Genomic DNA, 26,550 nt, shown 5'->3' on the forward strand with positions numbered 1-26,550 from the left:
CCGACCGTTTGCGTGGTCTTAGCCCGCAATTGCGCAAGGCGGCGCGGTTTGTTGTTGAAAACCCGGGCGAGATTGCCATGCACCCGCAGCGTCACGTTGCCGATGCGGCCAAGCTTCCGGCCCCGACCTTCACCCGGTTGGCGCGGGCCATCGGGTTCGACAGCTATGACCAGCTTCGTGATGTTTGCCGCGAAGATGTGCTGCACACCCAGACCGTGCTGGCGGACAGGGCGCGCGCGCTGGTTGAAGAGCCGATGGACGATTCCGGTGCGGCATCGCTGGTTGCGCGCCATGCCGTTGCCGCCATTCGCAACACGCAGGCGCTGGTTGATTTGATTGATCAAGAGGCGCTGACCAAAGCCAGCCAGATCCTTGCCCGGGCCAGCAAAGTTGTGCTGATTGGCGAACTCAGCGCACGCGGTATCGTCGATTATGCCTCATACGTCGCGAACATGTCGCTGACCGGTTGGAAGGTGCTGGGGCGCGCGGGGGAAAGCCTGGCCTCGGACATCGCAGATCTGAAACCGGGTGATGCCTGCATCGTGCTAAGTATCAGCCCCTATTCGACCCGTGCGATAGAAACTGCCGAACATGTTGCAAAATGTGGTATCCCGGTCATTGCTGTCACAGATAACGCTTTGTCGCCGTTGGCAGCACTTGCGGACTTTTCATTTTTCATCGGGTCGGAAAGCCCGCAGTTTTTCCCCTCGCATGTTGCATCCACCGCATTTTTCGAAACCTTGGTGGGCATGGTCATTCGCGAACGGGGCGAAGAGGCGCAGAAATACATCGCCGCAGTAGAACGGCAAAAACATAAAATGAATGAATACTGGCCAGTTGGCCAATAACAAAAGAACAGTAACAGGGAGTTAACTATGTTCTTGAAGTATCTGAAATCATCCGTCCTGGGCCTGACCGCGTTCGGCATGTCCGCCGTTCCGGCGTTGGCAGAACAGTGCACCAACGACACCTGGAACAAGGTCATGTCGCGCGGCAAACTGGTTGTTGGCGTCAAGGCCGACTATAAACCGTGGGGCTTTCGAAGCTCGGACGGTGCCATCGTCGGGATGGAAGTCGACATCGCTCAGGCCGCTGCCGATGCGATGGGTGTCGAGCTTGAAACCGTTGCGGTTCAGTCGTCAAACCGGATGCAGTTTCTGGAGCAGGGCAAGATCGATCTGATGATCGCCACCATGTCCGACCGCCCTGACCGCCGCGAAATCGTCGGCATCACCCTGCCCAACCACTATACCTCGGGCACCAACATCATGTCGCCCAAGGCGCTGGGGTTCACCGAATGGGAAGACCTGCGTGGCAAGCCGGTCTGCGGCAAGCAGGGCGCGTTTTATAATCAGGTCGTGACCGAGCGTTATGGCGTTGAAATCATCGCCTTCACCGGCAACGCCGAGGCCAAGCAGGCCCTGCGCGACAAGCGCTGTGTCGCTTGGGTCTATGATGACTCGTCCATCGGGTCTGACCTGTCGTCGGGCAACTGGGATGATTTTGAAATGCCGCTGGCATCCGAAGACGACAACCCATGGGCGATGGCAGTTCCGCTGGCTGAAAAAGACTGCGTGTTCGGCAACTTCATCTCGGGCCTGACATACAACATGCATGAGAACGGCACGCTGATCGACCTGGAAGCAAAGTGGGGCATCAAGGCGACCCAGTATCTGGTCGACAAGAAAGCCCAGTACGCTGACTGGATCCAGTAAACCCCTGTGACTTACGACACGGGCGGCGATGCGTGCCGCCCGTTCATTTTCTTGAACGGCAGGGTTGGCGATGCTCGAAAGCTTCTCGGATTTCTTCAGGGAACTGGCGGATCAGTACCCGCGCTGGAACTTCATATTCTTCTATGAACCGGTCCAGTGGGACCGCATCATGAAGGGGCTGCGCTATACGGTGGTCCTATCGGTTGCCTGTGTGATCTTTTCGGTGATCATCGGCGTCGTCGGGGCATGGCTGCAAGGGTCGTCTAACCGGTTCGTGCGCAACACGGTTCAGGGCTATATTCAGTTCTTCCGCAACACGCCGCCCTTCGTGCAACTGCTGTTTTTCTATTTCGCGCTGGGCCAGTTCACCCCGACCATTGTCGGCGCGGATGGCTGGACCGAAACGCCGATCATCTCGAACGTCGGCTGGGCGATCATCTCGCTGTCCTTCTTCGCCGGTGCCTTCAACGTCGAGATTTTTCGCGCTGGGATCGAAGCGGTGCCCGAATCCACGCAAGAGGCTGCCTTTGCTCTCGGGTTTTCCCGCTTTCAGGTCTATAAAGAGATCGTTCTGCCGCTGGCCTTTCGCGTCTCGCTGCCATCGCTCAACAACAATCTGGTCAATCTGGTCAAGACCTCGACCCAGGCCATGGCTATCGCTGTGCCCGAGCTGCTGTACCAATGCGTAAGCATCTGGAACGATTATCCAAGCGCGCAATATCCCACCATGCTGCTGTTGTTCTGCAGCTTCGTGTTCCTTGTCGGCATTCTTGTGTTGGGCATGCACCGGTGGGAACAAAAGTCGCGCATTCCGGGGTACGGGGGATGATGTCATGATCAGGACACCCGCAAAAACCAACCTGCCGGTCATGCTGCCCTATGACCCCACGGGTCGGGTTGCCGCCGACCCGATCATGTTCTCGCGCTGGCTGGCGTCGATGCCGATCTGGGTGCTGCCCATGATGGCCGCCTGCCTAGTGCTGTGGCCCGCCATCGCGCACGCGGCCAGCAATTACAGCTATGGTCAGGCGACCAGCGCGCTGTTCAAATGGATGCCGTTCATCGTGCTGGATGGCTTTTTGCTGAACGTCGTGATCTCGTTGTTCACAATGATCTTCGGGACGTTTTTTGGCGTTCTTCTGGGGTTGGGGCAAATCTCGCCTGCCGGATGGATCCGCATCCCGGCCAAGATCTTTACCCAGGTCTTTCGCAACTCACCCTGGCTGGTGTTGCTGTTTGTCGTTCTGCTGGCCCTGCCGTTCGAGATCACAATCGGCGGCGTGATTATCTCGATCCCGGACTGGACCAAGGCGGTCTTTGGCCTGTCGCTTCCGGTCATGGCGAATATCTCGGAAGTGGTCCGGGGCGCGATCAACTCGGTCCCCTCGGGCCAGTGGGAGGCGGCAGAATCCCTTGCCTATTCGCGCCGCCAGACCCTGTGGCTGATTATCCTGCCGCAATGTTTCAAGCGCATGATCCCGCCATGGATGAACTGGTACGCCATCCTGACCATGGCGACGCCACTTTGTTCGCTGCTGGGCGTCGAAGAGATCATCACCCTCAGCCGTCAGGCGATCGAGGCCGAAGACAATCACCCCGAATTGCTGGTGCCGTTCTTCGGGTTCGCCCTGCTGATCTTCTTCGCTTACTGCTATCCGATCGCCCGCTGGACCGTGCGCCTTGAGCGCCGCTTCCAGGTCAAACTATAAGGATTGATCCATGCCCAATGACAACTGGACCCCGGACCAGCCGCTTGTTTCCATCAAGGACGTGCGCAAATCCTTTGGCTCGCTCGAAGTCCTGAAAGGCGTGTCACTTGACGTGATGAAGGGCGAGGTGATCTGCATCATCGGCCCCTCGGGCTCGGGCAAATCCACGCTGATCCGCTGTATCAACGCGCTGAACGACATTCAGGCCGGGTCCATCACGGTCGAAGGCCAAGAGGTGCACACCGAAAAGCTCGACAAGCTGGAACTGCGCAAGAAGGTCGGGATGGTGTTTCAGCAATACAACCTGTTCCCGCACAAGACGGCGCTGGAAAACGTCATGATGGCGCCGATCAAGGTGCTGCGGAAAAGCAAGGCCGAAGCCGAACAGACCGCCCGCGCGCTGATCAAGAAAGTGCGCCTGGATGGCAAGGAGGGCGCATATCCCGGTGAATTGTCCGGCGGCCAGCAACAACGCGTGGCCATCGCCCGGTCTCTGGCGATGAACCCGGACGTGATGCTGTTTGACGAAGTCACCGCCGCCCTTGATCCGGAAACCGTGAAAGAGGTTCTGGTGACCATCAAGGATCTGGCGCAAGAGGGCATGACCTGCATCCTTGTCACCCATGAAATGGGCTTTGCCCGCGAAATCGCCGACCATATCTATTTCACCGACCGCGGCGTGATCGTCGAACATGGCCCTCCAGCGACCTTCTTTGACAACGCGCAAGATCCCCGCACCAAAGAGTTCCTCAGCCAGATCCTGTAACCCTATGGCTTGGCGTTGCGCCTTATGGCCCGCCGGGATAGCGTCCGGCTGACATAAGACAGCAGGAGATCCCATGACCAACGCGCCCCATCTTTTCCAGCCGCTGAAACTGCGCAGTCTGGAGACCCGCAACCGCGTTGTGATTTCGCCTATGTGCCAATACTCGGCGCATGACGGCCATATGGACGACTGGCATCTCGCACATCTCGGGCGTTTCGCGATGGGCGGGGCCGGGATCATCTTTACTGAAGCGTCAGCGGTGCAGAAATCTGGCCGGATCACGCATGGATGCCCGGGCCTGTGGGCCGACAGCCAGATCCCCGGCCATGCCCGCGTCGCCCAGTTCGCGCTGCGCAACGGCGCCATCCCGGCGATCCAACTGGGCCATGCAGGCCGCAAAGGCGGGATGCAGCGGCCATGGTTTGGTAACGGTCCCCTGAATGACGCGGATACCGCGCGGGGCGATATGCCATGGACGCCCGTTGGCCCCTCGGCCCTGCCGGTGGCCGAAGGCTGGCCGGTTCCGCACGAACTGTCCGAAGCTGACATTCAGGACCTGATCGCAGACTATGTCTCGGCTGCCGGGCGGGCGCTTCTGGCGGGTTACAAGATCGCCGAAATCCACGGGGCGCATGGCTATCTGGTCCACAGCTTTCTGTCGCCGTTGTCGAACAAACGCAGCGACAAATACGGTGGCGACCTGACCGGGCGGATGCGGCTGGCGTTGGAAGTCACCGAAGCCGTCCGGACCGTCTGGCCCACAGATCTGCCACTGTTCTTCCGCACCTCGGCTGTCGATGGCGCGCCCGAGGGCTGGACGCTGGACGATACCGTTGTTTTGGCGGGCGAACTTGAAGCCATCGGCGTCGATGTGATGGATTGCTCCTCAAGTGGAATTGCAGGGTCAGCGACCGCAGGCGTAGCGCGCAAGCGTCAGCCCGGGTTCCAGGTCGGCTATGCTGAGCGGGTCCGCAAGGATGTCGATATGACCACCATGGCCGTGGGTCTGATCACACATCCGCAACAGGCAGAAGATATTCTGGCTCAAGGGCGCGCCGACCTGATCGCCATCGGTCGCGAGGCTTTGGTTAACCCGATGTGGGCGCTGCACGCCGCGCAAACGCTGGGCCATGACACCGTTTTTGAAACCTGGCCGGAACAGTCGGGCTGGTGGCTGGCAGGGCGGCAGAAAACGTCGGACTTCTATGACCCTGAAAAGGCGACTTAACGCGGTCAGGAACACCGAACCGGCAGCGTCCTTTCAATGAAGGCGCGTTTCAGGGTGCTGATCAGTATCGGGGTGTCAGGACCCTAAAGCCTGCCCGACGACCTGTCAGCACCCCGCATCAGCGGCGTATTGGTCCATTTGCATCATGGATCGAACGCGGCTTCCGTTGTTTCCTTCCCCGATCAAGGAGGAACAACCATGCAAAACCTCAAGAGAAGACTGTTTCTGAAAGCAACCGCAGCCTCGGTCACCGCCGCTATGATGGCGTCGTCGGTTATGGCAGCGGATCCCATTGTTCTGGGCGTGCCCACAGCGCAATCCGGCCCCGTCGGCGTGGCAGACCAGCAAGACTGGCTGAACGGCGTGACGCTGGCCGTCGAAGAAATCAACGCCTCGGGCGGTGTGAATGGCCGGATGATCGAAACCAAGGTCGTCGATATCGACATTCTGACGCCGGAAGGCACCGTTGCCGCATTCCAGAACCTCAGCGAATCCGGCGTGCATGCCATCGCGTCGTCTTTCGTGCTGATCCCACAGCCCGCAATGGATGCCGCAGCCGCCACCGGCGTGCCCTATCTGCATGGCAACACCCAGACCGCGTCGCTTGATCTGTTCAAGACCGACCCGCAAAAGTACCGCAACACGTTCATGATCGACGTGGCCGAAACCTGGTACGGCTCGGGGTTCATCAAGTTCCTGTCACAGCTCAAGGCCAGCGGGCAGTGGGTGCCGAAGAACAACAAGGTTCATATCGTGCAGGAACAGATCGCTTATACGCAGGTGATCAGCCAGGCCACGCAGGACGCCATTGCAGCCTCGGGCGGCGAATGGGAACTGGGCGGCATAACCGACATTCAATTCCCGGTTCAGGACTGGTCGCCGGTGATGCGCGCGCTGAAACAAAGCGATGCAGGTGTGATCATGATTGATCACTGGGTCGCGGCTGAACTTGCCTCATTCACCCAGACCTTTGCCGTCGATCCGGTCGAAGGCGCGCTGGTCTATCTGCAATACGGGCCCAGCCAGCCCGAATTCCTCGATCTGGCAGGTGAAATGGCCAACGGGTTCATCTGGGGGTCGGTGATCGGCACCTATAACGACGAAATGGGGGCTGCGTTTCGCGACACCTATCAGGCCCGCTTCCCGGGCACGATGGGTATGGTCTATACCGGTTCAGGCTATGACACGGCCAAGCTTCTGGCGCAGGTCTGGACAACAACCGATCCTGGTGATTTCGATGCGGTGGGCGATGCAATCCGAAACGTGAAATACCGCGGGGTTGCGGGCGCCTATACGTTCGACAATGACACGCAATCGGGCACCAGCTACCCGAACCAGACCGATGATCCCGAAGCCGGGCAGGCGCATCTGATCTTTCAGGTGCAGGACGGCGAACACCGGATCATTTCGCCCGCCCCCTTCGGCGAGGTCGATTTTGAACCCGCCTGGTGGATGCAATAGGCGGCTGTTTGTCTGATGACCACCTCAGACCCCAAAGGGATCTTCGGGTGCCGGGGGATAGACATATCCTTCGGCGGCCGTCCCGTTCTGAAAGACGTCGGCCTGCATGTCGCCAATCACGAGGTTCTGGGCCTTGTCGGACCCAACGGGGCGGGCAAGACCTCGCTTTTCGAAGTGCTGTGCGGGCGCTACACGGCCAGCGCCGGGCAGGTCTGGCTGGGGGATGACGACATCACCGGGCTTGCCGTGCATACCCGCGCCCGCAAGGGGCTGGCGCGCACCTATCAAAGCCCGGTTGTGCCCTCGGCCATGCGCGTCGCCGAAGTGTTCCGTGCCGCGCGGTTTTCGCACAAGCCATACCTGACCCGGTTTGACGCAGAATGGGGCTGCCATCTGGCGCATTTTCACGTCAGCTGGGACACCATCGCCGGGTCGCTGGACACGTTTGATCGGCGCAAACTGTTGCTGGCCTGCCTGCTGATGCGCAAACCCAAGGTGCTGCTGCTGGATGAACCGGCCTCGGGCCTGATCAATTCCGAGATTGATGAGCTTGATCTGATCATCCGCCGTCTGGTCGATGAATACGCCATCGGGGCCATTCTGATTGAACACCGGCTTGAGCTGCTGTCCGCCATCGCTGACCGCACCGTCGTGCTGGACCTTGGCGAAGTGATCGCCACCGGCACCCCGCGCGAGGTGTTTGATGACCCGCGCGTTCACGCCGCCTATTTCGAAGAGCCCGCGCATGCCTGATGTTCTGGCAATCAGCGGTCTGACCGCAGGCTATGGCCCGCTGCGGGTCCTGCACGAGATCGACTTTCGCGTGGCCGAGGGCGAACGCGTCGGGCTGGTGGGCCTGAACGGGCACGGCAAAACCACGTTGTTTCGGGCCGTCGCGCATATGACCGGCTGGCAAAGCGGGTCTATCAAACTGAACGACACGGAAATCGGCGGCACACGGTCAACCGGTCCGGGGCGGCGCACCTCGGCCATTGTGCGCAAGGGCATGGCGATGACCCCGCAGGGCGATGCGATTTTCCCTGGCCTGACGGTGCGCCAGCATCTGGATTGCGGGGCCTATTCGAAACTGGCCTGGCGCGAACGCCGCCAGCGCCGCGATATGGTGATGGATATCTTTCCACCTCTGCGCAGCCTTCAGGACGCTTTGGTTGGCAAATTGTCGGGGGGTGAGCGGCGTATGGTTTCGGTCGGGCGCGCGTTGATGGTGGACGCCTCGCTGTACCTGATCGACGAGCCCTCGCTGGGACTTGCGCCGAAAATCTCGGCCAGTGTCATCGAAGCGCTGTTTTCCTTGCCCACCGATGGCCGGGCGATGGTGATTGCGGAACAGAACGTGGCCCTGCTCAGCGGGCGGGTCGACCGGATGATCGGGATGCATGCGGGCCGCATTCGGGGCGATGTCGGGCATGTGGGGTTGGAATAGGCAACGATGGATATTCTTGGCACTCTCATACACGGGCTGAACCTTGCCGCGATCTATGGGTTGATGGCGATTGGCATTTCGATCCTGTGGTCGTCGATCGGCATGATCAACATGGCCCACGGCGCCACGTTTGCGGTGTCCGGCTATGCCGCGTGGCTGGCCTCCAGCGCGATGAAACCGGTCATTGCGGCGGCGTTCGGCAAGACGTTGATGGCCAAGTTTGCAATGGCCGGAGTGACGGTCGGTGCCGGTGTGACAGCCGGGGCGATGTTCGGCGCGATCATCTATTTGCTGGCCTTCCTGCCGATCCATGACAAACCCAACTACCCGGTGCGGTCACTGATCGTGACACTGGCGATCAATCTGGCCACGGTGCAACTGTTGCTGTGGTATTTCGGCCCGCGCAGTCGCGGGCTGCCCAAACTGTTCGGGTTCGGCAAGTTCGAAGTGCTCGGCATCCCGATCCGCTATGATCAGGCAGGCGCAATCATCTCGACCGCCGTGATCCTTGGCCTTGTTCTTCTGTGGCTGAAAGTATCCCGCAAAGGGCTTGAGATCCGGGCGATGATGCAAAACCCCGAAGGCGCGGTTTTGTCCGGTATTTCGGTGCGCTGGACCGCCCTGCCGGTCACGATGCTGACCGGAGCTTTGGCCGGGCTGGCGGCCATTCTGCTTAGCCAGACCATCTTTGTCAGCCCGACATCGGGTGCGCTGCCGTTGATCAAGGGGCTGACCATCGCGTTGCTTGGCGGGCTGGGATCGGTGCCCGGTGCCGTGGCTGGCGCCGTGATCATCGGGTTTCTTGAGGCGACGGTGGGCGCGCTGCCCTTCCTTGGGCAACGGTATGTGCTGTTTGCCCAGTTCCTGTTCATCATCACGGTCCTGATCATCCGCCCGCGCGGGCTTGGCGGATTGTTGGACGAGACTCGGGAATAAAGCATGGCCGACGACAGCAGATATTATCAGGTCGGCCAGCGCCCGCGCGAGGTGGTCCTGCATCCCGCCGGGGATGAACCTTTGCGCCGCCATCGCGTGCCATTTACCCGCCGCCACCTGGTGAAATGGCGCTCGCGCGCCAACCCGAAATCCTTGCGCCACGAACGCCGCCTGTCCGACAAACGCCCGCTGTGGTGGGTACTTGGGCTTGGCGCTTTGCTGATCGCCACGCCGTTTCTGTCGAATTCGATGATCACCATTGCCGCGATCTTTTGCATGTTCGCCGCCATCAACGTGCTGTGGACGCTGGTGATCGGCACAGCGGGGATCTTTTCGCTGGCCACCTTGGCCATCGTCGGAATCGGCGGATATGCGGCGGCGGGCCTGAACGTCTGGATTGCTTTGCCGTGGCCGCTGATGTTTGTGGTCGGCGGGCTGGCCGGGCTGATCGTCGGGGGCTTTCTGGCGCTGCCTTCGACCCGGCTGGACGGGTTGTACTATGCGCTGTTGACGATGGGCTTTGCCGAGATTTGCCGCGTCTTCGTGGTGCAGCTTAAGGTGCTGGGACCGACAAACGGATCCATCAACTCGGTCGGCAGCTTCATTCCGCGCGATTGGTTCCTGCAACGCCCCGGCCTGCTCATGGGGTTTGGGGGGGCTTTCATCCTGCTGCTGTTGTCGCTGCTGGTCTTTCGCATTGTCAATTCCGAACGGCTGGGTATGCGGCTCCAGACCGCTCGCGAAGAGGTCGGCGGCGAGGCGTTCGCCGAAGCTGTCGGCATCGATTACCGGCAGGCGCGGCTGTATGTCTTCCTGATCACCTCGGGCTGTCTGGGTGTCATCGGCGCGTTCTATGCGATGTTCTACATGTCGATTTCGCCATCGATTTTTTCGCTCGATCAACTGTTGCTGTTGTTTGCGATGATCGTGATTGGCGGTCTGGGCCGATCCGAAGGGGCGGTGATCGGCACCGCAATCGTCGTGCTGATCGACAAGGGTATGCTTGAACTTGGGCCGCTGCGCATCCTGCTGATCGCCGCGATCATGCTGGGGGTCACGCTGTGGACCGACAATGGCATTGCAGGCATCCGCGACCAGTTCCGCACCTATCGCAATCGCAAGAAATCCGAGGCGCGCGCGCGTCGTACCGAAAAAGGGGGTGAAGTCATGCCGGAAGAGGCCATCGAATTTACCGACAAGCAAGAGGTCTATTACCGGCGCTTTCAGAAACGTCTGCGCGACCATCTGAAAACGCTGATCACGGACGATTTGATCGAACAGCATCGCAAGGCTCCGTTGGGCAAACACTCGGATGCGCTGAACCGGGTCCTGAATTACTTCCGCCGGGGCGAAATGGCCGACAAATACGCGATCATGCGCCAGCCCGACGGCTTTCACAAATACAAGGTCGTGGCGTTTTCCGGCGAACGTGGCGCGCCGCCCCGTCTGGTCGATGACAAGACTTATGAAGACATCAACGACGCCTATCACGCCGTGTTTCTGCTGCGCGTGAACGATTTGCTGGAAAGCTGATATGACCAACACCCGCATCTTCGGCTATGCCGATCCACTGAACCCGAAGGCCGGTCAAAGCGTCGATTTCATGATTTCGGTCGAGGGGCGCTCCGAAGTCGACGCCAAGCTTGTGCGCCTGTTGCACGGCGATGAAAACCCTGACGGCCCCGGGTTCATCGAAGAAACGGTTGCCATCGATCTGCCCACACAACTGGCGGTGAAACGCCAGTACACGCAAGTCGGCTCTTTTGCCCGCTGCGATGATCCCGATGCACGTCTGGACGGGTTGCGCAGCTTTACGCTGTTTGCGCATGTCTATCCGACCCTGCCCAAATCCGAACGTCAGATGATCATGGGGCGCTGGGCCATCGACGGGAACATGGGATATGGTCTTGGCATCGACCCCGAAGGGCACGTGTCGCTGTGGCTCGGTGACGGAGACACTGTCGATCAGATCACCACCGAGATTTCGCTGATGCCGCACGCGTGGTATTTCATTGCCGCCAGCTTTGACGCAAACACCAAACAGGCAACCCTTCACGTCATCAACCGTGTGACCGCGTGGAATTCGCGCATTTCCACCGTTGTTCCGTTCGAAGATGACAGCTGGATCGAAGAAACCATGCGGGTTGCGCCCTCGGCCACCGGTGACACCGCCGATTTCAAACTGGCTGCCGCGACCGCGTGGAACCCACAGCGGGGCAAGTTCGCCGCCTTTCTGTTCAACGGCAAACTGGATCGATCCGGCATCTATGACCGCGTTTTGACCCGCGATCAGGTGACCGCGCTGTCGACCGGCGAAGCCCCGCCGCAAACCGGGCTGCTGGCCTATTGGGACCCGACCGACGGGATCAGCAAGACCGGTATCGGCGACACCATCACCGACACGGGCCCGCACGGGCTGCATATGCAGGGCATCAACCGCCCGGTGCGCCTGATGACGGGCCATAACTGGCGCGGCGCTGACAGTTTTCACATGGCCCCCGAAACCTATGGCGGCGTGCATTTCCACGATGATGCGCTGACCGACAGCAATTGGGAGGTCACGCACACGCTGGCCTTGCCCGCCGATCTGAAAAGCGGTGTCTATGCCTTGCACCTGCGGGCGGGCGAGGCCGAAGACCATATCCCATTCATCCTGCGCCCTGACACGCCGCGCGCCAAAATCGGCGTTCTGCTGCCCACCTTCACCTATCTCGCCTATGGCAACGAACATCTGAGTTACGAAGCCCCGATTGCCCAGGCCATCGTCGCCCATACGCCCGTCATCACCGCCGAGGATCTTGAGTTCAAGAAGCTCGAAGAATTCGGGTTGTCGACCTATGACCACCACACTGACGGCGCGGGCTGTTGCTTCAGCTCGTGGCGGCGGCCCATCGTATCGCTCAGGCCCAAGTACCGCATGCCAGCGATGAATTTTCCCTGGGCGCTGCCGGCCGATCTGTCCCTGCTCTGGTGGCTGGAACATGCCGGCTATGACTATGACGTGCTGACCGACCACGACCTGCACGCCGAAGGCGTTGACGCCCTGAAACCCTATAAGGTGATCCTGAACGGCACCCATCCGGAGTATTATTCCGAAGAGATGATGGACGGCACCGAAGATTACCTGCGCACCGGCGGCCGGGTGATGTATTTGGGCGGCAACGGGTATTACTGGGTCACGGGCCTGCGCGCCGGTGAACCGCATTGCATCGAAGTGCGCAAGCTCGACACGGGCAGCCGCGCCTGGCAGGCCGAACCCGGCGAAGGGCATCTGGCCTGCACTGGCGAACGCTCGGGCCTGTGGCGATCCCGCGGGCGGGCGCCGCAAAAGATCGTCGGACTTGGCTTCACCACCGAAGGCATGGACGCCAGTGAGCATTTCGAACGGATGCCGGATTCGTTCCACAAACGGGTCTCATGGATCCTGAAAGGTATCGGCGACGAAGAAACGATTGGCGATTTCGGACTGGCCGCAGGCGGGGCAGCGGGGGTCGAACTTGATCGCTATGACCTGATGCTGGGCACACCACCGCATTCGATGCTGCTGGCCTCAAGCTGGGGGCATTCGGACAACTATCCGCTGGTGTCGGAAGAGGTCACATATGCTTTTCCGGGGCGCGGCGGCACGCAGGACGCGCAAGTGCGCGGCGATATGATCTATTTCACAACCCCCTCGAATGGCGCGGTTTTTGCCGCCGGGTCCATCGCGTGGAGCCAGGCCTTGCCGTGCCATGGCGGCGAAAACAACGTCGCTACGATCATGCGCAACGTGCTTGATGCCTTCACCAAAGATGGAAAATTACCGGGGTCGCAGTATACTGGCGATGAAAAGCTGTGGCGTTAGACATGCATTTGGGGGAGGGGGACGCTTGGGAAACAGCCTGAACAAGTTTTCTAGCTTCGTCTCTGAAATGCACGATCGGGTCCGGTCGGATGATGCCGAAGGGCTGGCCCGATGGGCCGTCGGAGAGCTGTCCGAGACGCTTGGTTTCGATGCCGCTTGGTATGGCTGGGCCCAGATCAATTCCCAAGGGGTCGAAATTCACGCCAACGCCGCGCTAAACCTGCCGGACACCTATTTCGACACCTGGCAAACCATGTCCGATCAGGATTTGCTGGCCGCCCAGATCCTCGAAAACCCGGATGCGCCTGCCGCGTATTCGCGCACCGGTGCCATGCAAAGTGACGGTATGGTTTTTCTGGCCGACACCTTCGGCTTTAGCGAAATCGCCACGGCCATGCATACCCGCCCGGGGCGCGTCGCGTCGTTCTATCTGTCCAGTTACCGGGCCGGGCACCCGGCGCGGGCGTTCAGCACGGACGAGCAGGATTTCCTGCAATGTGCCGTCGATCAGCTGTCTTCAGCGATGAAGCTGTCGGCCAGCGAACCGGGTCGGGCCGATGCGCCGGGGTCGGTGTCGATCTTTGTCAACGAATGCGGCATCGGCATTCTGGGTCTGAACAACCTGCGCGAACAGCTTGGCGCGTTCTGGCCCGGCTGGGAGGGCGATGAACTGCCTGCAAAACTGCGCAGCCTGATCGCAGAACCGGGCGAACACATCCTGACGGACCGGGCATTGGTGGTGCGCTGTGAAAACGCGCCGGGTCTGCAAGGGATGGGGCTGCGCAAGCTCACGCTGCGGCATCTGACGGCGTTTGACCTTCTGACCCACCGCGAACGCGAAGTTGCCCGCACCCTCGCCGCTGGCAAAAGCCACAAAGAGGCCGCCCGTATTCTGGGCGTTGCCCCGGCGACGATCCGCAATCAGACGCAGGCGATCTATTCCAAGCTGGGCGTCGACAATCGCGCCAGCATGGCCGCCAAAATTCTGGAAACGCAGGCCAGCTAATCGCCGGAAAAGCGTCTAGACCCGGCCGCTTTGGACCTGCAGCCGGTGACCGTCGCTGATATGGGCAATCATCTTTTCGGCAGCAAAGGTATCATTGCCCGACTCAATCGCATCAATCAGCGCCATGTGATCACCCAGCGATTTCGACAGATCGGTGCTTTCGATGGTGGAAAACAGGGTAAACGACGACCCGCGATTCCAGAGGTTGTCAAAGAACTCCAGCAGGAACCGGTTTTCCGACGCCTCCACGATGGCACGATGCACCGTCAGGTTGGCATTGAAATAGGCCTTCACCGTTTCGTTCTTCAGATCTTCGGCATCGGCAATAATCTCGCGCAGGCGCATGTTCAGCGCCTTGTCGTTGCGCTGCGCCAGCAGGCGGGCGGCGAATCCTTCGATGGAACAGCGCGCCTCGTACAGTTCGGTGATTTCATCGGGACCGATCTTGCGGATCTTGAACCCACCGCGCTGCGCCACGGCAAGGATGCCCTCTTGCTCCATCCGAAACAGGGCTTCGCGCACCGGGGTGCGTGAAATACCGAATTCCTCGGCCAGCTTTTCCTGAACAATTCGGTCTTCCGAGGTGATCGCGCCGTTCTGTATCGCTTGAAGGATCTGCGCATACACTTCATCGGCCAAGCGCACGCGCGGCTGGGACAGGGATTTGAATGCCATCGCTTTTTCCTTTTCGGGCGCGGATACAGGATACGACATACCGCAGAAAGGTCGAATGTAACGAAATTCGGCTTGCCTGTATATGAATACTGTATACAGTATACGTAAATTGAAGGGAGGTCCAGCATGTGCGGAATCGCCGGACGAATACTGAATGCCCCGGGCAAGGTCGGGCGCGACCTGGTCGAACTGATGGATGCGCAGGAACATCGCGGCGCTGACAGCACCGGATTTGCCATTTACGGCGTCCCGCGTGACAGCGGATACGTGGTGCGCGCGATGGGCTTTGATCGCGATGCCATGGGCAAAGATCTGGAAGATTACCTTGCCATTCTGCGCCAGCATGGCGGTGATTTCACCGCCGATCCGACATGGGACAACGGCGACAGCCAGCACTATTCGGTGCGCATGGAAATCAGCGATCCGCGCGACGTGGCCATGTGGACCAAAGCCGCCGATCAGATCTGTGAACGGCTTGAAATGCAGTCGGTCGGGCGCTCGCTTGAGATCATCAAGGACACGGGCGGCGCGTATGAGGTCGCTGACAAGCACGGCGTGCGCGACATGGTCGGTACCCACGGTCTGGGCCATGCCCGGCTTGCCACCGAAAGCGATGTCCGCCCCAATGCCAGCCACCCGTTCTGGGCGCGCCCGTTCCCGGATGTCGCCATCGTGCATAACGGCCAGATCACCGACTATTATACATGGCGCTCCAAGCTTGAGCGCAAGGGATACCGTTTCCTCACCTATAACGACAGCGAACTGATCGCCGTCTGGGTTTCGGACCGGATGAAAGAAGGCCTCAGCCTTGAGCAGGCGCTGATCCGCTCGATCGACGAAATCGACGGTGTGTTCACCTTCATGATCGGCGGCCCTGACACCATTGGCTGGGCCAAAGACCGCTTTGCAATGAAACCGCTGGTTGTTGTCGAACAGAACGGCGAAATGGCCGCCGCCACCGAAGAACAGGCCGTGCGCCGCGTCTATGACGACGATGGCGTCAGCATCCTGAATTACGACGGGCCCAGCCTGCATGGCATCTGGGGCGTCGGCAACCGGAGGGCCGCCGCATGAGCGATGTTGTCATCGACGTCGGCAAACGCCCGGTGCGCGAGGTCCACGAAGAAATTCAAGCCGCCGCACAGGCGGGCAAGTCGATCACCGTCACCAACACCCTGTCACGTCACAATCTGGGCGTCGGCCTGCCTGCCGGGTGCTCCATCCGGTTCGAAGGCTCGGTCGGCTATTATTGCGGCGGGCTGAACAACGGGGCGATCATCGATATCGAACGCAACGCCGGTTGGGGCTGCGGCGAAGCCATGGCCAGCGGCCATATCACTGTCGGCGGCTATGCCGGCATGTCGGTGGGGGCCGCGATGCTGGGCGGAACCATCCATGTCAAAGGCGACAGCGGACCGCGCGCCGGGGTCGCCATGAAGGGCGGCAACATCATCGTCGAAGGCAAGATCGGCTATCAAAGCGGGTTCATGGCGCATGGCGGCAAGATTATCGCGCTTGGCGGGGCCGGACCCAGCTGTGCCGATGCCCTGTGGGAAGGCGAAGTCTGGGTCACCGGTGACATCGAAGATCTTGGCGTTGACGCCGTGGTGACCGAACCCACAGCAGAACAGGTGGCCGAGGTGGATGCCATCCTTGATCCGCTTGGCCTGAAAGACACATCGCGCGACTGGCGTCGCATCGTGGCCGGACAACGGCTTTGGTATTTCGAAAGCAGGGACGCAAAAGCATGGCTGATGATATAGAAGGCCCCTACGAATATCCGTTCGAAGAGGCCCCCGAGGATCTGGTCCAGTTCTCTGACGGTGCCATCGAAGGCCGCCCCGCAGGCGTTCCGTCCTCTTATGATCAGGGCGGATCAACCCGCTGGACGCCCGAGGCGATTTCCGAGGTGCACGCATTGGCGCAGTTGGGCCGCTATCAGGTGCGCGGATATAATTCGTTCAACAAACAGCTTCCGACATGGGATGATCTGACCTTTGTTCCGGCCACCATGACCCGCTTGCCGCTGGAAGGGTATCGCGAGAAATGCGACACCAAGACGGTGTTGGGCGGCGGTCGAGGGCTGGTCGAAAACCCCATCGAACTCGACATCCCGATCTATATCGCCTCGATGTCGTTCGGGGCGCTCTCGGCCTCGGCGAAAGAGGCTTTGGGGCATGGCGCGTCGAAAGTCGGTTCAATGACCTGCACCGGCGAAGGCGGCATGCTGGAGGAAGAGCGCGCCGCGTCCAATCGACTGGTCTATCAGATGTCGCCCGCGCGTTATGGGCTGGACCTTGACCATCTGCGCCGCGCCGATGGCCTTGAACTGGTCGTGGGGCAGGGCGCAAAGCCCGGCACCGGCGGTCTGCTTCTGGGTATGAAAGTGTCCGAACGGGTCAGCAAGATGCGCACCCTGCCCGAAGGCGTCGATCAACGCTCGACCATCCGTCATCCTGACTGGCTGGGCGCGGATGACTTGGCGGTCAAGATCGAAGAACTGCGGATTGCCACCAACTATAAGGTGCCGATCTTCATCAAGATGGGCGCAACCCGTCCGCGCTATGACGTGGCTGTTGCCGCCAAGGCGGGGGCAGACGTTGTGGTGGTGGACGGGGCCGAAGGCGGCACCGGCGCCAGCCCGGAATTACTGCTGAACCACACCGGCATCCCGTGTATGTCCGCGATCCCCGCCGCCCGTGAGGCGCTGGATGAGTGCGGGATGTCGGGCAAGGTCACGCTGGTCGCCGCTGGTGGTATCCGTACCGGCACCGACGTCGCCAAGGCTTTGGCGCTGGGCGCGGACGCGGTGATGATCGGCAATGGCGCGATGATGGCTCTGGGCTGCAATTCGCCCCGCTACTACGACGACTACGCCGCACTTGGCACCTCCCCCGGGGCCTGCCATCACTGCCACACCGGCATGTGCCCGGTCGGCGTCGCGACGCAGGATCCAGAGCTTGAAAAGCGCATGAACGTGCCCGCCGGGGCCGAACGTGTGGCGCGCCTGCTGACGGCGATGACCATGGAAGTCACCGCACTGGCCAAGGCGTGCGGCAAATCCTCGGTGCATAACCTTGAACCCGAAGACCTGCGCGCCCTCAGCTTCGAGGCATCGGCCTTTACCGGGGTCAAAATGGCCGGGATCGACCGACCCTTTGACTGGGGCACCGAACGCAAGGGATAACCACCTGCAATAAGGCCGCGCTGATCGCGCGGCCTTATTGCTGAAAAGGATACATCATGGCCCGCATCGCGATTATCGACGTGGCAGCATTGCCCGCGCCCCATCTGGATGGGTTCGGCAGCGTTGCCGACATGGTTACCACATGGTTGGGCCCGCATTTGCCCGAGGCCGATCTGATCGGCGTCGACGTTGTGGGCGGCGCGGCCTTGCCAACGGTTAATGCGTTCGACGGCTTCATCCTTCCGGGGTCGGAAGCGGGCGTGTACGACGAACGTGACTGGATGGACCCGCTGCGCGATCTGTTGCTGCACATCCGAACTGCGGGCAAACCGGTCTATGGCATCTGCTTTGGCCACCAGATGATGGCGCACAGCTATGGCGGCGCGGCCCGCAAGGAAGACAAGGGGTTTTGCCTCGGCGCGCGCGACTTTACCAGCGACCAGGGGGATACGATCACCGGCCACGTGTCGCATCAGGATCAGGTGGTCACCGTCCCGCCCGGTGCCACGGTTCAGGCCTCGGCTGACTACTGCCCGGTGGCCGCGCTTAGCTATGACTTCCCGGCCATGTCGACCCAGTTCCACCCCGAATACCCGCCCGATTTCATCCGGGCGATTGCGGACCTGTTGGAAAACGACCTGATGACCCCGGATCAGGTCCAGGCTGCCCGCCAAAGCCTGTCCGCCCGTCCGGTTGCACAGGATCTGTTTGCGGAAAAAGTGGCCGGGTTCTTTCGCGCGCATCTGTAAAACAGGTTCAGGCTAACGCGGCAACGCGGTTGCCTGAGACACGCGCGACAGGGTAAACTGAACCCGAGGCAAAAAAACAGGAGAGACCGATGCGCAAGGCTATCTTTGCCGCGCTCGCCGCAGTTGTGCTTGGGGGTTTCCCGGGCACCGACCGCGCATACGCAGACACGGCTGAATTTTACGAAGTCACCGGTGTTGAAGGCGACGACATGCTGAAATTGCGCGCCGGGCCGGGAACCGATTTCCGCGTTATCGTGGGCCTTCCGAACGGCACCGTACTGCGGCTCCATTCCTGCGAACAGATCGGCTCCAACGAATGGTGTAAAGTGTCCCTAAAGGAAGCGCGCGCTCTTAAGGGCTATGTCTCGTGGCACTATCTGACGCCTCGGTGATCCACCCGTCCAGACCAACCGCGATGCCCTCAAAGCACCGCGAATTCCGAACCGCCAGCCGCCCCATTCAAACCTCTCGGTCTCAGGGAATCGCTTCGCCCAGCACCGCGCCGCGTGCGCCGCTGGGTAATCCGGTGCCCAGATAGGCCGCGATTGTCGTGGCCACGTCCACGGTTTCAACGCGGCGCGTCACACGTCCGGACGAAATGCCCGGTCCGGAAAAGATCACCGGAACATGGCTGTCATAGGCCCAGGGCGATCCATGCGCCGATGCCACCGTCAACCCGTCGAAATCGGCGATGAACCAATGCGGGTCGAACACCACATAGATGTCGCCCGAGCGATCCGGGTGAAAATTGGCCAGCACATGCGCGCCGACTCCAGCCTCGGAAAAACTGCCGTCGCGCAGATCAAAGCTCGACACGGCCTCGGCGATGCCGGGCAAAGCGTCCAACTCGCGCGCCACGGCATCGGCAACCTCGCGCAGGTCCAGCCCACGCGCCGCGATCTCGTCCCGGTTCAGATAAAGATAGGGGTGCGAATAGGCTTCGATTAGGTCAGATCCGACGCCAAAGTCTTGGGTCAGACGCACGAACCCCGGCTTGGTATCCACCCGGTTAAAGTCAAACGTGCCGGCGCTGATGCCATATTCGGCCAGATAATCGGGATGTTCCGGCGCACCGTGGTCCGCCGACAAAACGATCAACGTCTGATCCAGACCGACCCGGTCGTCCACATACGCCAGCAGATCGGCCAGTGTCCGGTCCAACTGGCGGATGTTGTCTTCGGCCTCAAGGCTTGAGGGGCCAAAGATATGGCCGACATAATCGGTCGATGACAGGCTGACAGACAGGTAATCGGTGACGTCATCCTGCCCGATCGCTTCGGCATCGATCAGGGCTTTGGCGAAATCCACCGTCAACGCATCACCCGCCGGGCTTAGCGTCAGGAAGGTCGTGTAATAAGGTGAGTCCCCCGCGCCGAAGGCATGCGGAAACACACGGCCAAATCCGGGCATTTCGGTTTCCCAAGGCTGGTCATCGCGCGCACCAAAGCGATAGGTGTCCGCCGCATCCTGCAACGTCCACGCGGTATCCGCATAAGACCATACCTTGCCGGCGGCGTTCCACGCATCGACCCACCCTGGATAGTCATCGCGGTAAAACGTGCTGGTCGCAAACAGCCCGTCCGACTTTGAGAACCAATAGGCCTGCCCGCTGTGCCCCGCCATCGCGATCGCGCCCCGATCTTTGACCGACACGCCAAAGATCTTGGCCTCGGGCCCAAAAAACATCGCCATCTGATCCGAAATCGTGGTCGTCAGGATGTTGCGCGGAGACCGCCCGCTGGTCGTGGCGGCGGCCTGCGTCGGGTCAATCTCGGTGTCGGCTTCGACCCCTCCGGCGCCGACCAGAGCAAACTCAGGATCCTGCACCGCATACACCGGTGATCCCGATGCCGGATCATACCACAGGTTCGCGACCATTCCGTGCACCGCCGGATCGGTTCCGGTTGCCAGCGTCGTGTGGCCAACGATGGTTTCGGTGTTGGCGTGCCGGTGATGCGCGTTGGCAAAATGCACGCCGTTGGTCAGCAGATAGCGAAATCCATCATTGCCCAGACCCGCGCCGTACCGGTCGATCATATCGCCACGCAGTTGGTCGACCGTGATCTGCAGCACCAGTCGCGGCTGTTCCTGCGCCAGCGTCGCCGTTGCTGCCGCCGACAGCACAGCCGCCAGTCGAATCGTCTGAGTGATGCGTCGGGTCATGCGGGTTCCTGTCCGTTTCATTAAGTGATCGGGCGTTGCCAAGCTGCATTCATGCGCCACAAATCCGGGCCGCCACTGTCCGAACTTCAGAAGATAGCCCTTTGTACAAAACGGACAAGTCACCGCTTTAGGCATGTACAAAACGGAAGAAACCGATGCCCGGTTACTCGCTGATGGCCTCTTGGACGATCTCGTCCAGCATCGCCTGAACCGCTTTCATCGGACCCTCGGGCATGACGCGATAGCCGACCGTGGTCTGATCCGGGCTGCCCGGAAGCTGCATCACGAAGATCCCATAGGGGCAGAATTGCAGGTTCATCGGGTCGGCTTCCATCACCTGACGCGACACCTTGGCGGAACAGAAATTATAGACCTCGGCATTCAGGAAAATCGTCACGTCTGATCCGACATCGCCCTTGGTCCGCTCCAGCATTTCTCCGACATGGTTGACCGCATCGATGACCAGACCCTTGTCAGTGATGGCGCTTTCAATGCTGAACGTCACATCATCGTAAGACTGATCGACGACATAGGTCACAGAAGTATCCTCCGCCGTCGCTAGGGTTGCGGTTACGGCCAGTCCTGCCGCCAGCAGAATACGTTTCATGACATGCTTCTCCCATAATTGATCAGGCATGGCTTGCCAGCCGCGCCGTTCCAACTCACTCTTGACGGTAATAGGGGTGGCGCACATTGCGCCACATCAAACATCGGAGTTTTTGAATGGATTTCACGATTCACGCGCTGCAGGCCATGGCGCTGGTCTTTGTCGGTATCGTCGGCCTGATCGCGTTTATTGCCGTGATCCTGTTTATTGCGGACCGGTTTCAGACGGGCGATGCAATCCGGCGAAACTATCCGGTGATCGGACGGTTCCGGGGGCTGTTCACGGCGCTTGGCGAATTCTTCCGGCAGTATTTCTTTGCGATGGATCGCGAAGAACTGCCGTTTAACCGGGCTCAGCGCGAATGGGTCAGCCGCGCGTCGTCCGGTGAAAGTAATACAGTGGCGTTCGGGTCGACCCGCAATCTTGATGTGCCCGGCACGCCGATCTTTATCAACGCGGCGTTTCCTCCTCTGAACGATCAATACGCCAAGACCGAACCGATGCTGATCGGCCCGACAGCGCGTAAGCCCTTTCTGGCGCCGTCTTTTTTCAACATTTCGGGGATGAGTTATGGCGCGATCTCCAAACCCGCCGTGCAGGCGCTCAGCCGTGGGGCGAAAGACGCCGGCGTCTGGCTGAACACTGGCGAGGGCGGGTTAAGCCCGTTCCATCTGGAGGGCGGATGCGACATTGTCTATCAGATCGGCACCGCCAAATTTGGTGTGCGTGATGTCGAAGGCAACATGAGCGACGACAAGCTGCGCGAGGTCGCGGCGCATGACGCGGTGCGCATGTTCGAGATCAAGCTGGCGCAGGGTGCCAAGCCCGGAAAGGGCGGTATCCTGCCCGGTGAAAAGGTCAACGCCGAGATTGCCGCAATCCGCGGGCTGGCCATCGGGCAGGATGGTATTTCGCCCAATCGCCACCGCGAAGTGCGCAGCAACGAACAGCTGCTCGACATGATCGCCCATGTGCGCGAGGTCACCGGCAAGCCCGTTGGCATCAAGACCGTGGCCGGGTCCGAGCAAGTGTTCCGTGAATTGTTTGAAGCCATCAACGCCCGCGGACCCGACAGCGCGCCGGACTTTATCACGCTGGACGGGGGCGAAGGCGGCACCGGCGCGGCTCCGATGCCCTTGATCGATCTGGTTGGCATGTCAATCCGCGAGGCGCTTCCGATCGTGACCAACCTGCGCGACGAACACGGGCTGAAGGATCGCATCCGGATGATCGCCAGCGGCAAGCTGGTGAACCCGGGCGACGTCGCCTGGGCGTTGGCGGCTGGTGCCGATTTTGTCGCCTGCGGGCGCGGTTTCATGTTTGCGCTGGGCTGCATTCAGGCGCTGAAGTGCAACAAGAACACCTGTCCGACCGGCATTACGACCCACGATCCAAGGCTGCAAAAGGGTCTGGTGGTTGAAAGCAAATATAGCCGCGTTGCCCGCTATGCCCTGTCCGTCATCAACGAGGTCGAAACCATCGCGCACTCGGTCGGCGTCGCCGAACCCCGCCTGATGCGCCGTCGTCACATGCGGATCGTGCAGGCAAACGGGCGCAGCATTCCGTTCAACGAAATCCTGCCCAGCCACAACCCGCCGGACGCGCCCTGAATCTCGGACTGTAAGAAACCCCACGGTGTTTTGACATCGCGTGCAGTTGCTATGTTCTGCACGGGGCCGCATCTTGCACGAAACAGTATACAATATGTCCATGCCATCACGGCGTAGGCAGGATGGAGGACTAGCCCAATGGCCCACCGGTGGCAAAACGACCTGACGCGTGATGATGTGACCCCTTATGGAGCATTCATGAACCGTCGCCAGCTGATGGCGGGCATGGCGGGTCTTGGGTTGGCTTCGATTGCCGGACCTGCGGCGGCTGAGGATCTCAAGCCGAATGCCTGGGATGAAATCACCAGCTATTGCAATTTTTACGAATTCGGCACCGGCAAGTCAGATCCGGCGGCCAATGCGGGCCAGATGACAACCAGCCCCTGGAAGGTCGAAATCGACGGTCTGGTTGATCGCCCCGGAACGTACGATTTTCAGGACATTCTGTCCGAGATGACCATTGAAGAGCGGATTTATCGCTTTCGGTGTGTCGAGGCCTGGTCGATGGTCATCCCCTGGAATGGGTTCGAATTGGCCGATCTGCTGAACATGGTGGGCGTGAAAGACGGCGCAAAATACGTCGCTTTCGAAACCCTGTTGCGCCCGGAAGAAATGCCGGGCGTTCGTTATCCGACGATTGAATGGCCCTATCGCGAAGGTCTGCGACTGGACGAAGCGATGAATCCGCTGACGCTGATGGCGACCGGACTTTATGGCAAACCGCTTCCGAACCAGAATGGCGCTCCGCTGCGTTTGGTGGTGCCGTGGAAGTATGGCTTCAAGTCGATCAAGTCGATTGTGCGGATCACGCTGACCGACAAGGAACCACCGGCAAGCTGGAACATGTACAGCGCCCGTGAATACGGCTTTTACAGCAACGTGAACCCGACCGTCGATCACCCGCGCTGGTCGCAAGCGACTGAGCGCAAGATTGGGGGTGGCCTGTTCGCCAAACGTATCCCGACCCTGATGTTCAACGGCTACGAAAGCGAAGTCGCCGGGATGTATGAAGGCATGGATCTGAGCAAGTACTTTTAAGCCGGCTCAGACCCGGCTGGCAATCTTGGACCCGGTGCGCTGATAGCGTCGGGTCCTGAATATCCTGGTGAATGGTCCCAATCGGGGCCGTTTTCCGTTCACGGGCATCTGAACGTCGTGCAGACCGCCCGCGTCATCATTTTGACAGTGCCGCGCCGTTCGGTGCTTGACCACTTCGCTTTTGTCTTGTTGATCGCAGAAATCCCGGCTTGGATACCGCCAGGGAGACATCGATGCAGGCACAGGTATATACCGACGATTTCTATGGCGACGATTTCATCCGTGACCCAATTCCGCGATATGCGGCGATGCGAGACATGGGGCCGGTTGTCTGGCTGGAACAGCAACAGGCTTTTGCCGTCGCGCGATACGATGAAGTCGTTCAGGTCTTGCGCGGCGCCGACAGGTTCATCTCGGGGCGGGGCCTGTCGTTGAATGACGACGTGAATGCGCTGCTGATCGGAAATTCGCTGAATTCAGACAATCCTGCACACGATAAGCAACGGGCAGTCACCGCGACCCCGATCATGCCCAAGAACCTGCGCCCGTTAGAGTCCTATATACATGATACCGCGCAGGGGCTGGCCGACAGGCTGGTTGCGCAAGGCCGGTTTGACGGGATGAGCGAGTTCGCACAGGTCTTGCCGGTGTCGATCGTGATCGATCTGGTGGGGCTGAGCGATGCCGGGCAGGAGAACATGCTAAAGTGGGCGGCGGCGGCCTTTAATCTGTTCGAAGGGTTCAATGCGCGCAGCCAGGCGGCGTTCGGCGAACTGGTTGGGCTGCGGGACTATCTGGATAAGTATGGCAAGCCTGAACACTTAAAGGAGGGCGGGCTGGCGCGCCGCATCTTTGAGGTGGCCCCCGAAAAAGGCTTTAGCGAAGCACAAGCCGCCCAGATGATGCGCGACTATATCAACCCAAGTCTGGATACGACGGTTTCGGCGGCCGGGTTCGCGGCCTATTACTTTGCCAAATTCCCCGATCAGTGGAATCTGCTTCGCGAAAACCCGGACCTTGTCCCAAACGCGGTTGAGGAAGTCGTGCGGATGGCCACGCCGATCCGGGCGTTCTCACGGTATATAGCCGAAGACACCGAAGTCTCGGGCGTTGCTTTGCCCAAGGGGCAACGGATCATCGCCATCTATGCCTCCGCGAACCGGGATCATACTGTGTGGGACGACCCGGATCGCTTCGACATCACGCGCAACCTGCGCAAGCATCTGGGGTTCGGACACGGGAAACACACGTGCATGGGGCTGCATCTGGCAAGGCGCGAGTTGATCAACCTGATCGATGCGATGCGCACACGTGTCAGCCGTTGGGCACTTGACGGCGATCCTGTGATTGCCATGAACAACACAATCCGGGCGTTCGAATACTTGCCAGTTCGGATCACTCCGGGTTGAAACATTCCCCGAGCGGATGTGAACGACAGTGTTTTGAACCTGGGCCGGTGCGTGGTTAGGTCGGTTTCAGGTAAATGGACGGGTAGATGATCGATAAAGTAAACAGAATGCTGCGGCGCGTACCGGTATGGTCTGTCTATCTGGTGGGGCTGCTTGCTCCGGTCTGGTTCCTGTATCTTGGCATGACTGGTGGTCTGGGCGTTGAGCCGATCAAAACGCTGGAGCATGAACTGGGCGAGCTGGCGTTGAAGATGCTGGTTGTCGGGTTGGCGATCACGCCGTTGCGCCGGTATCTGGGTCTCAACCTGATCAAGTTCCGCCGCGCGATTGGCGTGCTCGCCTTCGTCTATGTCTTGTTGCACCTTCTGGTATGGCTGGTGTTGGATGTGCAGGTTCCGTCACAGATCTGGGCGGACATCGTCAAGCGCCCGTATGTGACCGTGGGCATGGCCGGGTTCCTGTTGCTGTTGCCGCTGGCCATCACCTCGAACAACTGGTCGGTCCGCAAGCTGGGTCCGGCGTGGCGACGACTTCACAAGCTGGTCTATCCAGCCATTCTGTTGGGCGCGGTGCATTACCTGATGCTGGTGAAGGGCTTTCAGATCGAACCCTTGATCTATCTCGCGGTGATTCTGGGCCTGTTGGCCTTGCGCCTGCCAGGGCGACGGCGCGCAACAGCCTGAATCGCTGCAGACCGCCCCTGACCACAAAAACGATCCAAAGATTCGGGGCGAGTCGCGCCGCCAAATCACCCCCCTATGGACAGTCTTGGGGGTATCTCTGTGGGTAACTCAAAATCTAGTGTTAGCGCCCCAGATCAGAAGCGGGTTTTGGTCGTAGTTTCCCAAGGGTAAGCGGGAATTTCAAACACCAACGGCACGTAAGCTACTGATTTTGTTTATAAAAGAAGAAAAATCGAAAAAAGATGTCGTTTCTTGTAAAAAGCGCTTGCGGGTATTTGGGTTAAACCTTAGAACCCACTTCACCGGCGGCGCTGAGGCGC

General features: G+C 60.1%; 25 protein-coding genes. 22 read left to right on the top strand and 3 right to left on the bottom strand.

Translation table 11 applies throughout. From position 1 onward, the window contains the following. Positions 1-8 precede the first annotated feature (8 nt). The 13 genes from FOY56_RS17355 (at position 9) to FOY56_RS17415 (ending at position 14,109) form a co-directional block, all read left to right on the top strand. A complete protein-coding gene (locus FOY56_RS17355; protein WP_146347138.1) occupies positions 9-848 on the top strand; it encodes a MurR/RpiR family transcriptional regulator in 840 nt (279 codons plus the stop codon). Positions 849-875: 27 nt separating this feature from the next. Beyond that, positions 876-1,715: a transporter substrate-binding domain-containing protein gene (locus FOY56_RS17360; RefSeq protein WP_146347139.1), complete on the top strand. Its 840-nt coding sequence runs from the start codon at positions 876-878 to the stop codon at positions 1,713-1,715. Between the two features lie 70 nt (positions 1,716-1,785). Beyond that, positions 1,786-2,544 carry an amino acid ABC transporter permease gene (locus FOY56_RS17365; protein ID WP_146347140.1) on the top strand — a complete coding sequence of 253 codons (759 nt, stop codon included), beginning with the start codon at positions 1,786-1,788 and terminating at the stop codon, positions 2,542-2,544. 4 nt (positions 2,545-2,548) lie between these two features. Beyond that, positions 2,549-3,424, top strand: a complete 876-nt coding sequence (locus FOY56_RS17370; RefSeq protein ID WP_146347141.1) for an amino acid ABC transporter permease — start codon at positions 2,549-2,551, stop codon at positions 3,422-3,424. Positions 3,425-3,434: 10 nt separating this feature from the next. Next, positions 3,435-4,190, top strand: a complete 756-nt coding sequence (locus FOY56_RS17375) for an amino acid ABC transporter ATP-binding protein (protein ID WP_146347142.1) — start codon at positions 3,435-3,437, stop codon at positions 4,188-4,190. A gap of 73 nt (positions 4,191-4,263) precedes the next feature. After that, positions 4,264-5,418, top strand: coding sequence for an NADH:flavin oxidoreductase/NADH oxidase (locus FOY56_RS17380; RefSeq protein WP_146347143.1), 1,155 nt, complete (start codon positions 4,264-4,266; stop codon positions 5,416-5,418). Between the two features lie 198 nt (positions 5,419-5,616). Next, positions 5,617-6,879 (top strand): ABC transporter substrate-binding protein, encoded by a 1,263-nt coding sequence (locus FOY56_RS17385; protein ID WP_146347144.1) that lies wholly within the window; start codon positions 5,617-5,619, stop codon positions 6,877-6,879. Between the two features lie 15 nt (positions 6,880-6,894). Continuing rightward, positions 6,895-7,632 carry an ABC transporter ATP-binding protein gene (locus tag FOY56_RS17390; RefSeq protein ID WP_146347145.1) on the top strand — a complete coding sequence of 246 codons (738 nt, stop codon included), beginning with the start codon at positions 6,895-6,897 and terminating at the stop codon, positions 7,630-7,632. After that, the gene (locus tag FOY56_RS17395; protein WP_146347146.1) at positions 7,625-8,323 is read left to right on the top strand and encodes an ABC transporter ATP-binding protein; all 699 of its coding nucleotides are present in this window, start codon (positions 7,625-7,627) and stop codon (positions 8,321-8,323) included. Before FOY56_RS17390 ends, FOY56_RS17395 begins: the two co-directional genes overlap by 8 nt. A 6-nt stretch (positions 8,324-8,329) precedes the next feature. After that, positions 8,330-9,259 carry a branched-chain amino acid ABC transporter permease gene (locus tag FOY56_RS17400; RefSeq protein ID WP_146347147.1) on the top strand — a complete coding sequence of 310 codons (930 nt, stop codon included), beginning with the start codon at positions 8,330-8,332 and terminating at the stop codon, positions 9,257-9,259. Positions 9,260-9,262: 3 nt separating this feature from the next. After that, on the top strand, positions 9,263-10,792 hold the full coding sequence (locus FOY56_RS17405) for a branched-chain amino acid ABC transporter permease (RefSeq protein WP_146347148.1): 1,530 nt from the start codon (positions 9,263-9,265) through the stop codon (positions 10,790-10,792). 1 nt (position 10,793) lies between these two features. After that, the gene (locus FOY56_RS17410) at positions 10,794-13,103 is read left to right on the top strand and encodes a N,N-dimethylformamidase beta subunit family domain-containing protein (protein ID WP_146347149.1); all 2,310 of its coding nucleotides are present in this window, start codon (positions 10,794-10,796) and stop codon (positions 13,101-13,103) included. Between the two features lie 25 nt (positions 13,104-13,128). Continuing rightward, a complete protein-coding gene (locus FOY56_RS17415; protein WP_186766372.1) occupies positions 13,129-14,109 on the top strand; it encodes a response regulator transcription factor in 981 nt (326 codons plus the stop codon). Positions 14,110-14,124: 15 nt separating this feature from the next. Here FOY56_RS17415 and FOY56_RS23640 read toward each other — a convergent pair whose 3' ends face one another. Next, complete coding sequence (locus tag FOY56_RS23640; RefSeq protein WP_186766373.1) at positions 14,125-14,784, bottom strand: GntR family transcriptional regulator; 660 nt, start codon at positions 14,782-14,784, stop codon at positions 14,125-14,127. 126 nt (positions 14,785-14,910) lie between these two features. Here FOY56_RS23640 and FOY56_RS17430 point away from each other — a divergent pair, with 126 nt between their 5' ends. The 5 genes from FOY56_RS17430 to FOY56_RS17450 all read left to right on the top strand — a co-directional run bounded on the left by FOY56_RS17430 (position 14,911) and on the right by FOY56_RS17450 (position 19,112). Then, entirely contained in the window at positions 14,911-15,858 is a 948-nt protein-coding gene (locus FOY56_RS17430; protein WP_146347152.1) for a class II glutamine amidotransferase domain-containing protein, read from the top strand. Beyond that, positions 15,855-16,547, top strand: coding sequence for a GltB/FmdC/FwdC-like GXGXG domain-containing protein (locus FOY56_RS17435; RefSeq protein ID WP_146347153.1), 693 nt, complete (start codon positions 15,855-15,857; stop codon positions 16,545-16,547). The genes FOY56_RS17430 and FOY56_RS17435 overlap by 4 nt, the downstream gene beginning before the upstream one ends. Then, positions 16,532-17,971, top strand: coding sequence for an FMN-binding glutamate synthase family protein (locus FOY56_RS17440; protein WP_146347154.1), 1,440 nt, complete (start codon positions 16,532-16,534; stop codon positions 17,969-17,971). Before FOY56_RS17435 ends, FOY56_RS17440 begins: the two co-directional genes overlap by 16 nt. Positions 17,972-18,027: 56 nt before the next feature. Continuing rightward, on the top strand, positions 18,028-18,720 hold the full coding sequence (locus FOY56_RS17445) for a type 1 glutamine amidotransferase (RefSeq protein ID WP_146347155.1): 693 nt from the start codon (positions 18,028-18,030) through the stop codon (positions 18,718-18,720). Positions 18,721-18,809: 89 nt separating this feature from the next. Further along, positions 18,810-19,112: an SH3 domain-containing protein gene (locus tag FOY56_RS17450; RefSeq protein WP_146347156.1), complete on the top strand. Its 303-nt coding sequence runs from the start codon at positions 18,810-18,812 to the stop codon at positions 19,110-19,112. An 82-nt stretch (positions 19,113-19,194) separates the two neighbouring features. On the opposite strand, the gene FOY56_RS17455 is transcribed toward FOY56_RS17450, so the two are convergent. Together FOY56_RS17455 and FOY56_RS17460 are read right to left on the bottom strand one after the other, a co-directional pair. After that, positions 19,195-20,883: an alkaline phosphatase family protein gene (locus FOY56_RS17455; RefSeq protein WP_146347157.1), complete on the bottom strand. Its 1,689-nt coding sequence runs from the start codon at positions 20,881-20,883 to the stop codon at positions 19,195-19,197. Between the two features lie 163 nt (positions 20,884-21,046). Beyond that, positions 21,047-21,490, bottom strand: coding sequence for a DUF302 domain-containing protein (locus FOY56_RS17460; protein WP_146347158.1), 444 nt, complete (start codon positions 21,488-21,490; stop codon positions 21,047-21,049). A 146-nt stretch (positions 21,491-21,636) separates the two neighbouring features. Between FOY56_RS17460 and FOY56_RS17465 the strand changes: the two genes are divergently transcribed. The 4 genes from FOY56_RS17465 to msrQ all read left to right on the top strand — a co-directional run bounded on the left by FOY56_RS17465 (position 21,637) and on the right by msrQ (position 26,230). Then, positions 21,637-23,100, top strand: coding sequence for an FMN-binding glutamate synthase family protein (locus tag FOY56_RS17465; protein ID WP_425468378.1), 1,464 nt, complete (start codon positions 21,637-21,639; stop codon positions 23,098-23,100). Positions 23,101-23,238: 138 nt separating this feature from the next. Further along, entirely contained in the window at positions 23,239-24,138 is a 900-nt protein-coding gene (gene msrP, locus FOY56_RS17470; protein ID WP_146347160.1) for a protein-methionine-sulfoxide reductase catalytic subunit MsrP, read from the top strand. A 233-nt stretch (positions 24,139-24,371) separates the two neighbouring features. After that, complete coding sequence (locus FOY56_RS17475) at positions 24,372-25,547, top strand: cytochrome P450 (RefSeq protein WP_146347161.1); 1,176 nt, start codon at positions 24,372-24,374, stop codon at positions 25,545-25,547. 86 nt (positions 25,548-25,633) lie between these two features. After that, positions 25,634-26,230: a protein-methionine-sulfoxide reductase heme-binding subunit MsrQ gene (msrQ, locus tag FOY56_RS17480; RefSeq protein WP_146347162.1), complete on the top strand. Its 597-nt coding sequence runs from the start codon at positions 25,634-25,636 to the stop codon at positions 26,228-26,230. Positions 26,231-26,550: the final 320 nt, after the last annotated feature.

The sequence above is a fragment of the Falsiphaeobacter marinintestinus genome (assembly GCF_007923355.1).
GTDB lineage: Bacteria > Pseudomonadota > Alphaproteobacteria > Rhodobacterales > Rhodobacteraceae > Phaeobacter_A > Phaeobacter_A marinintestinus.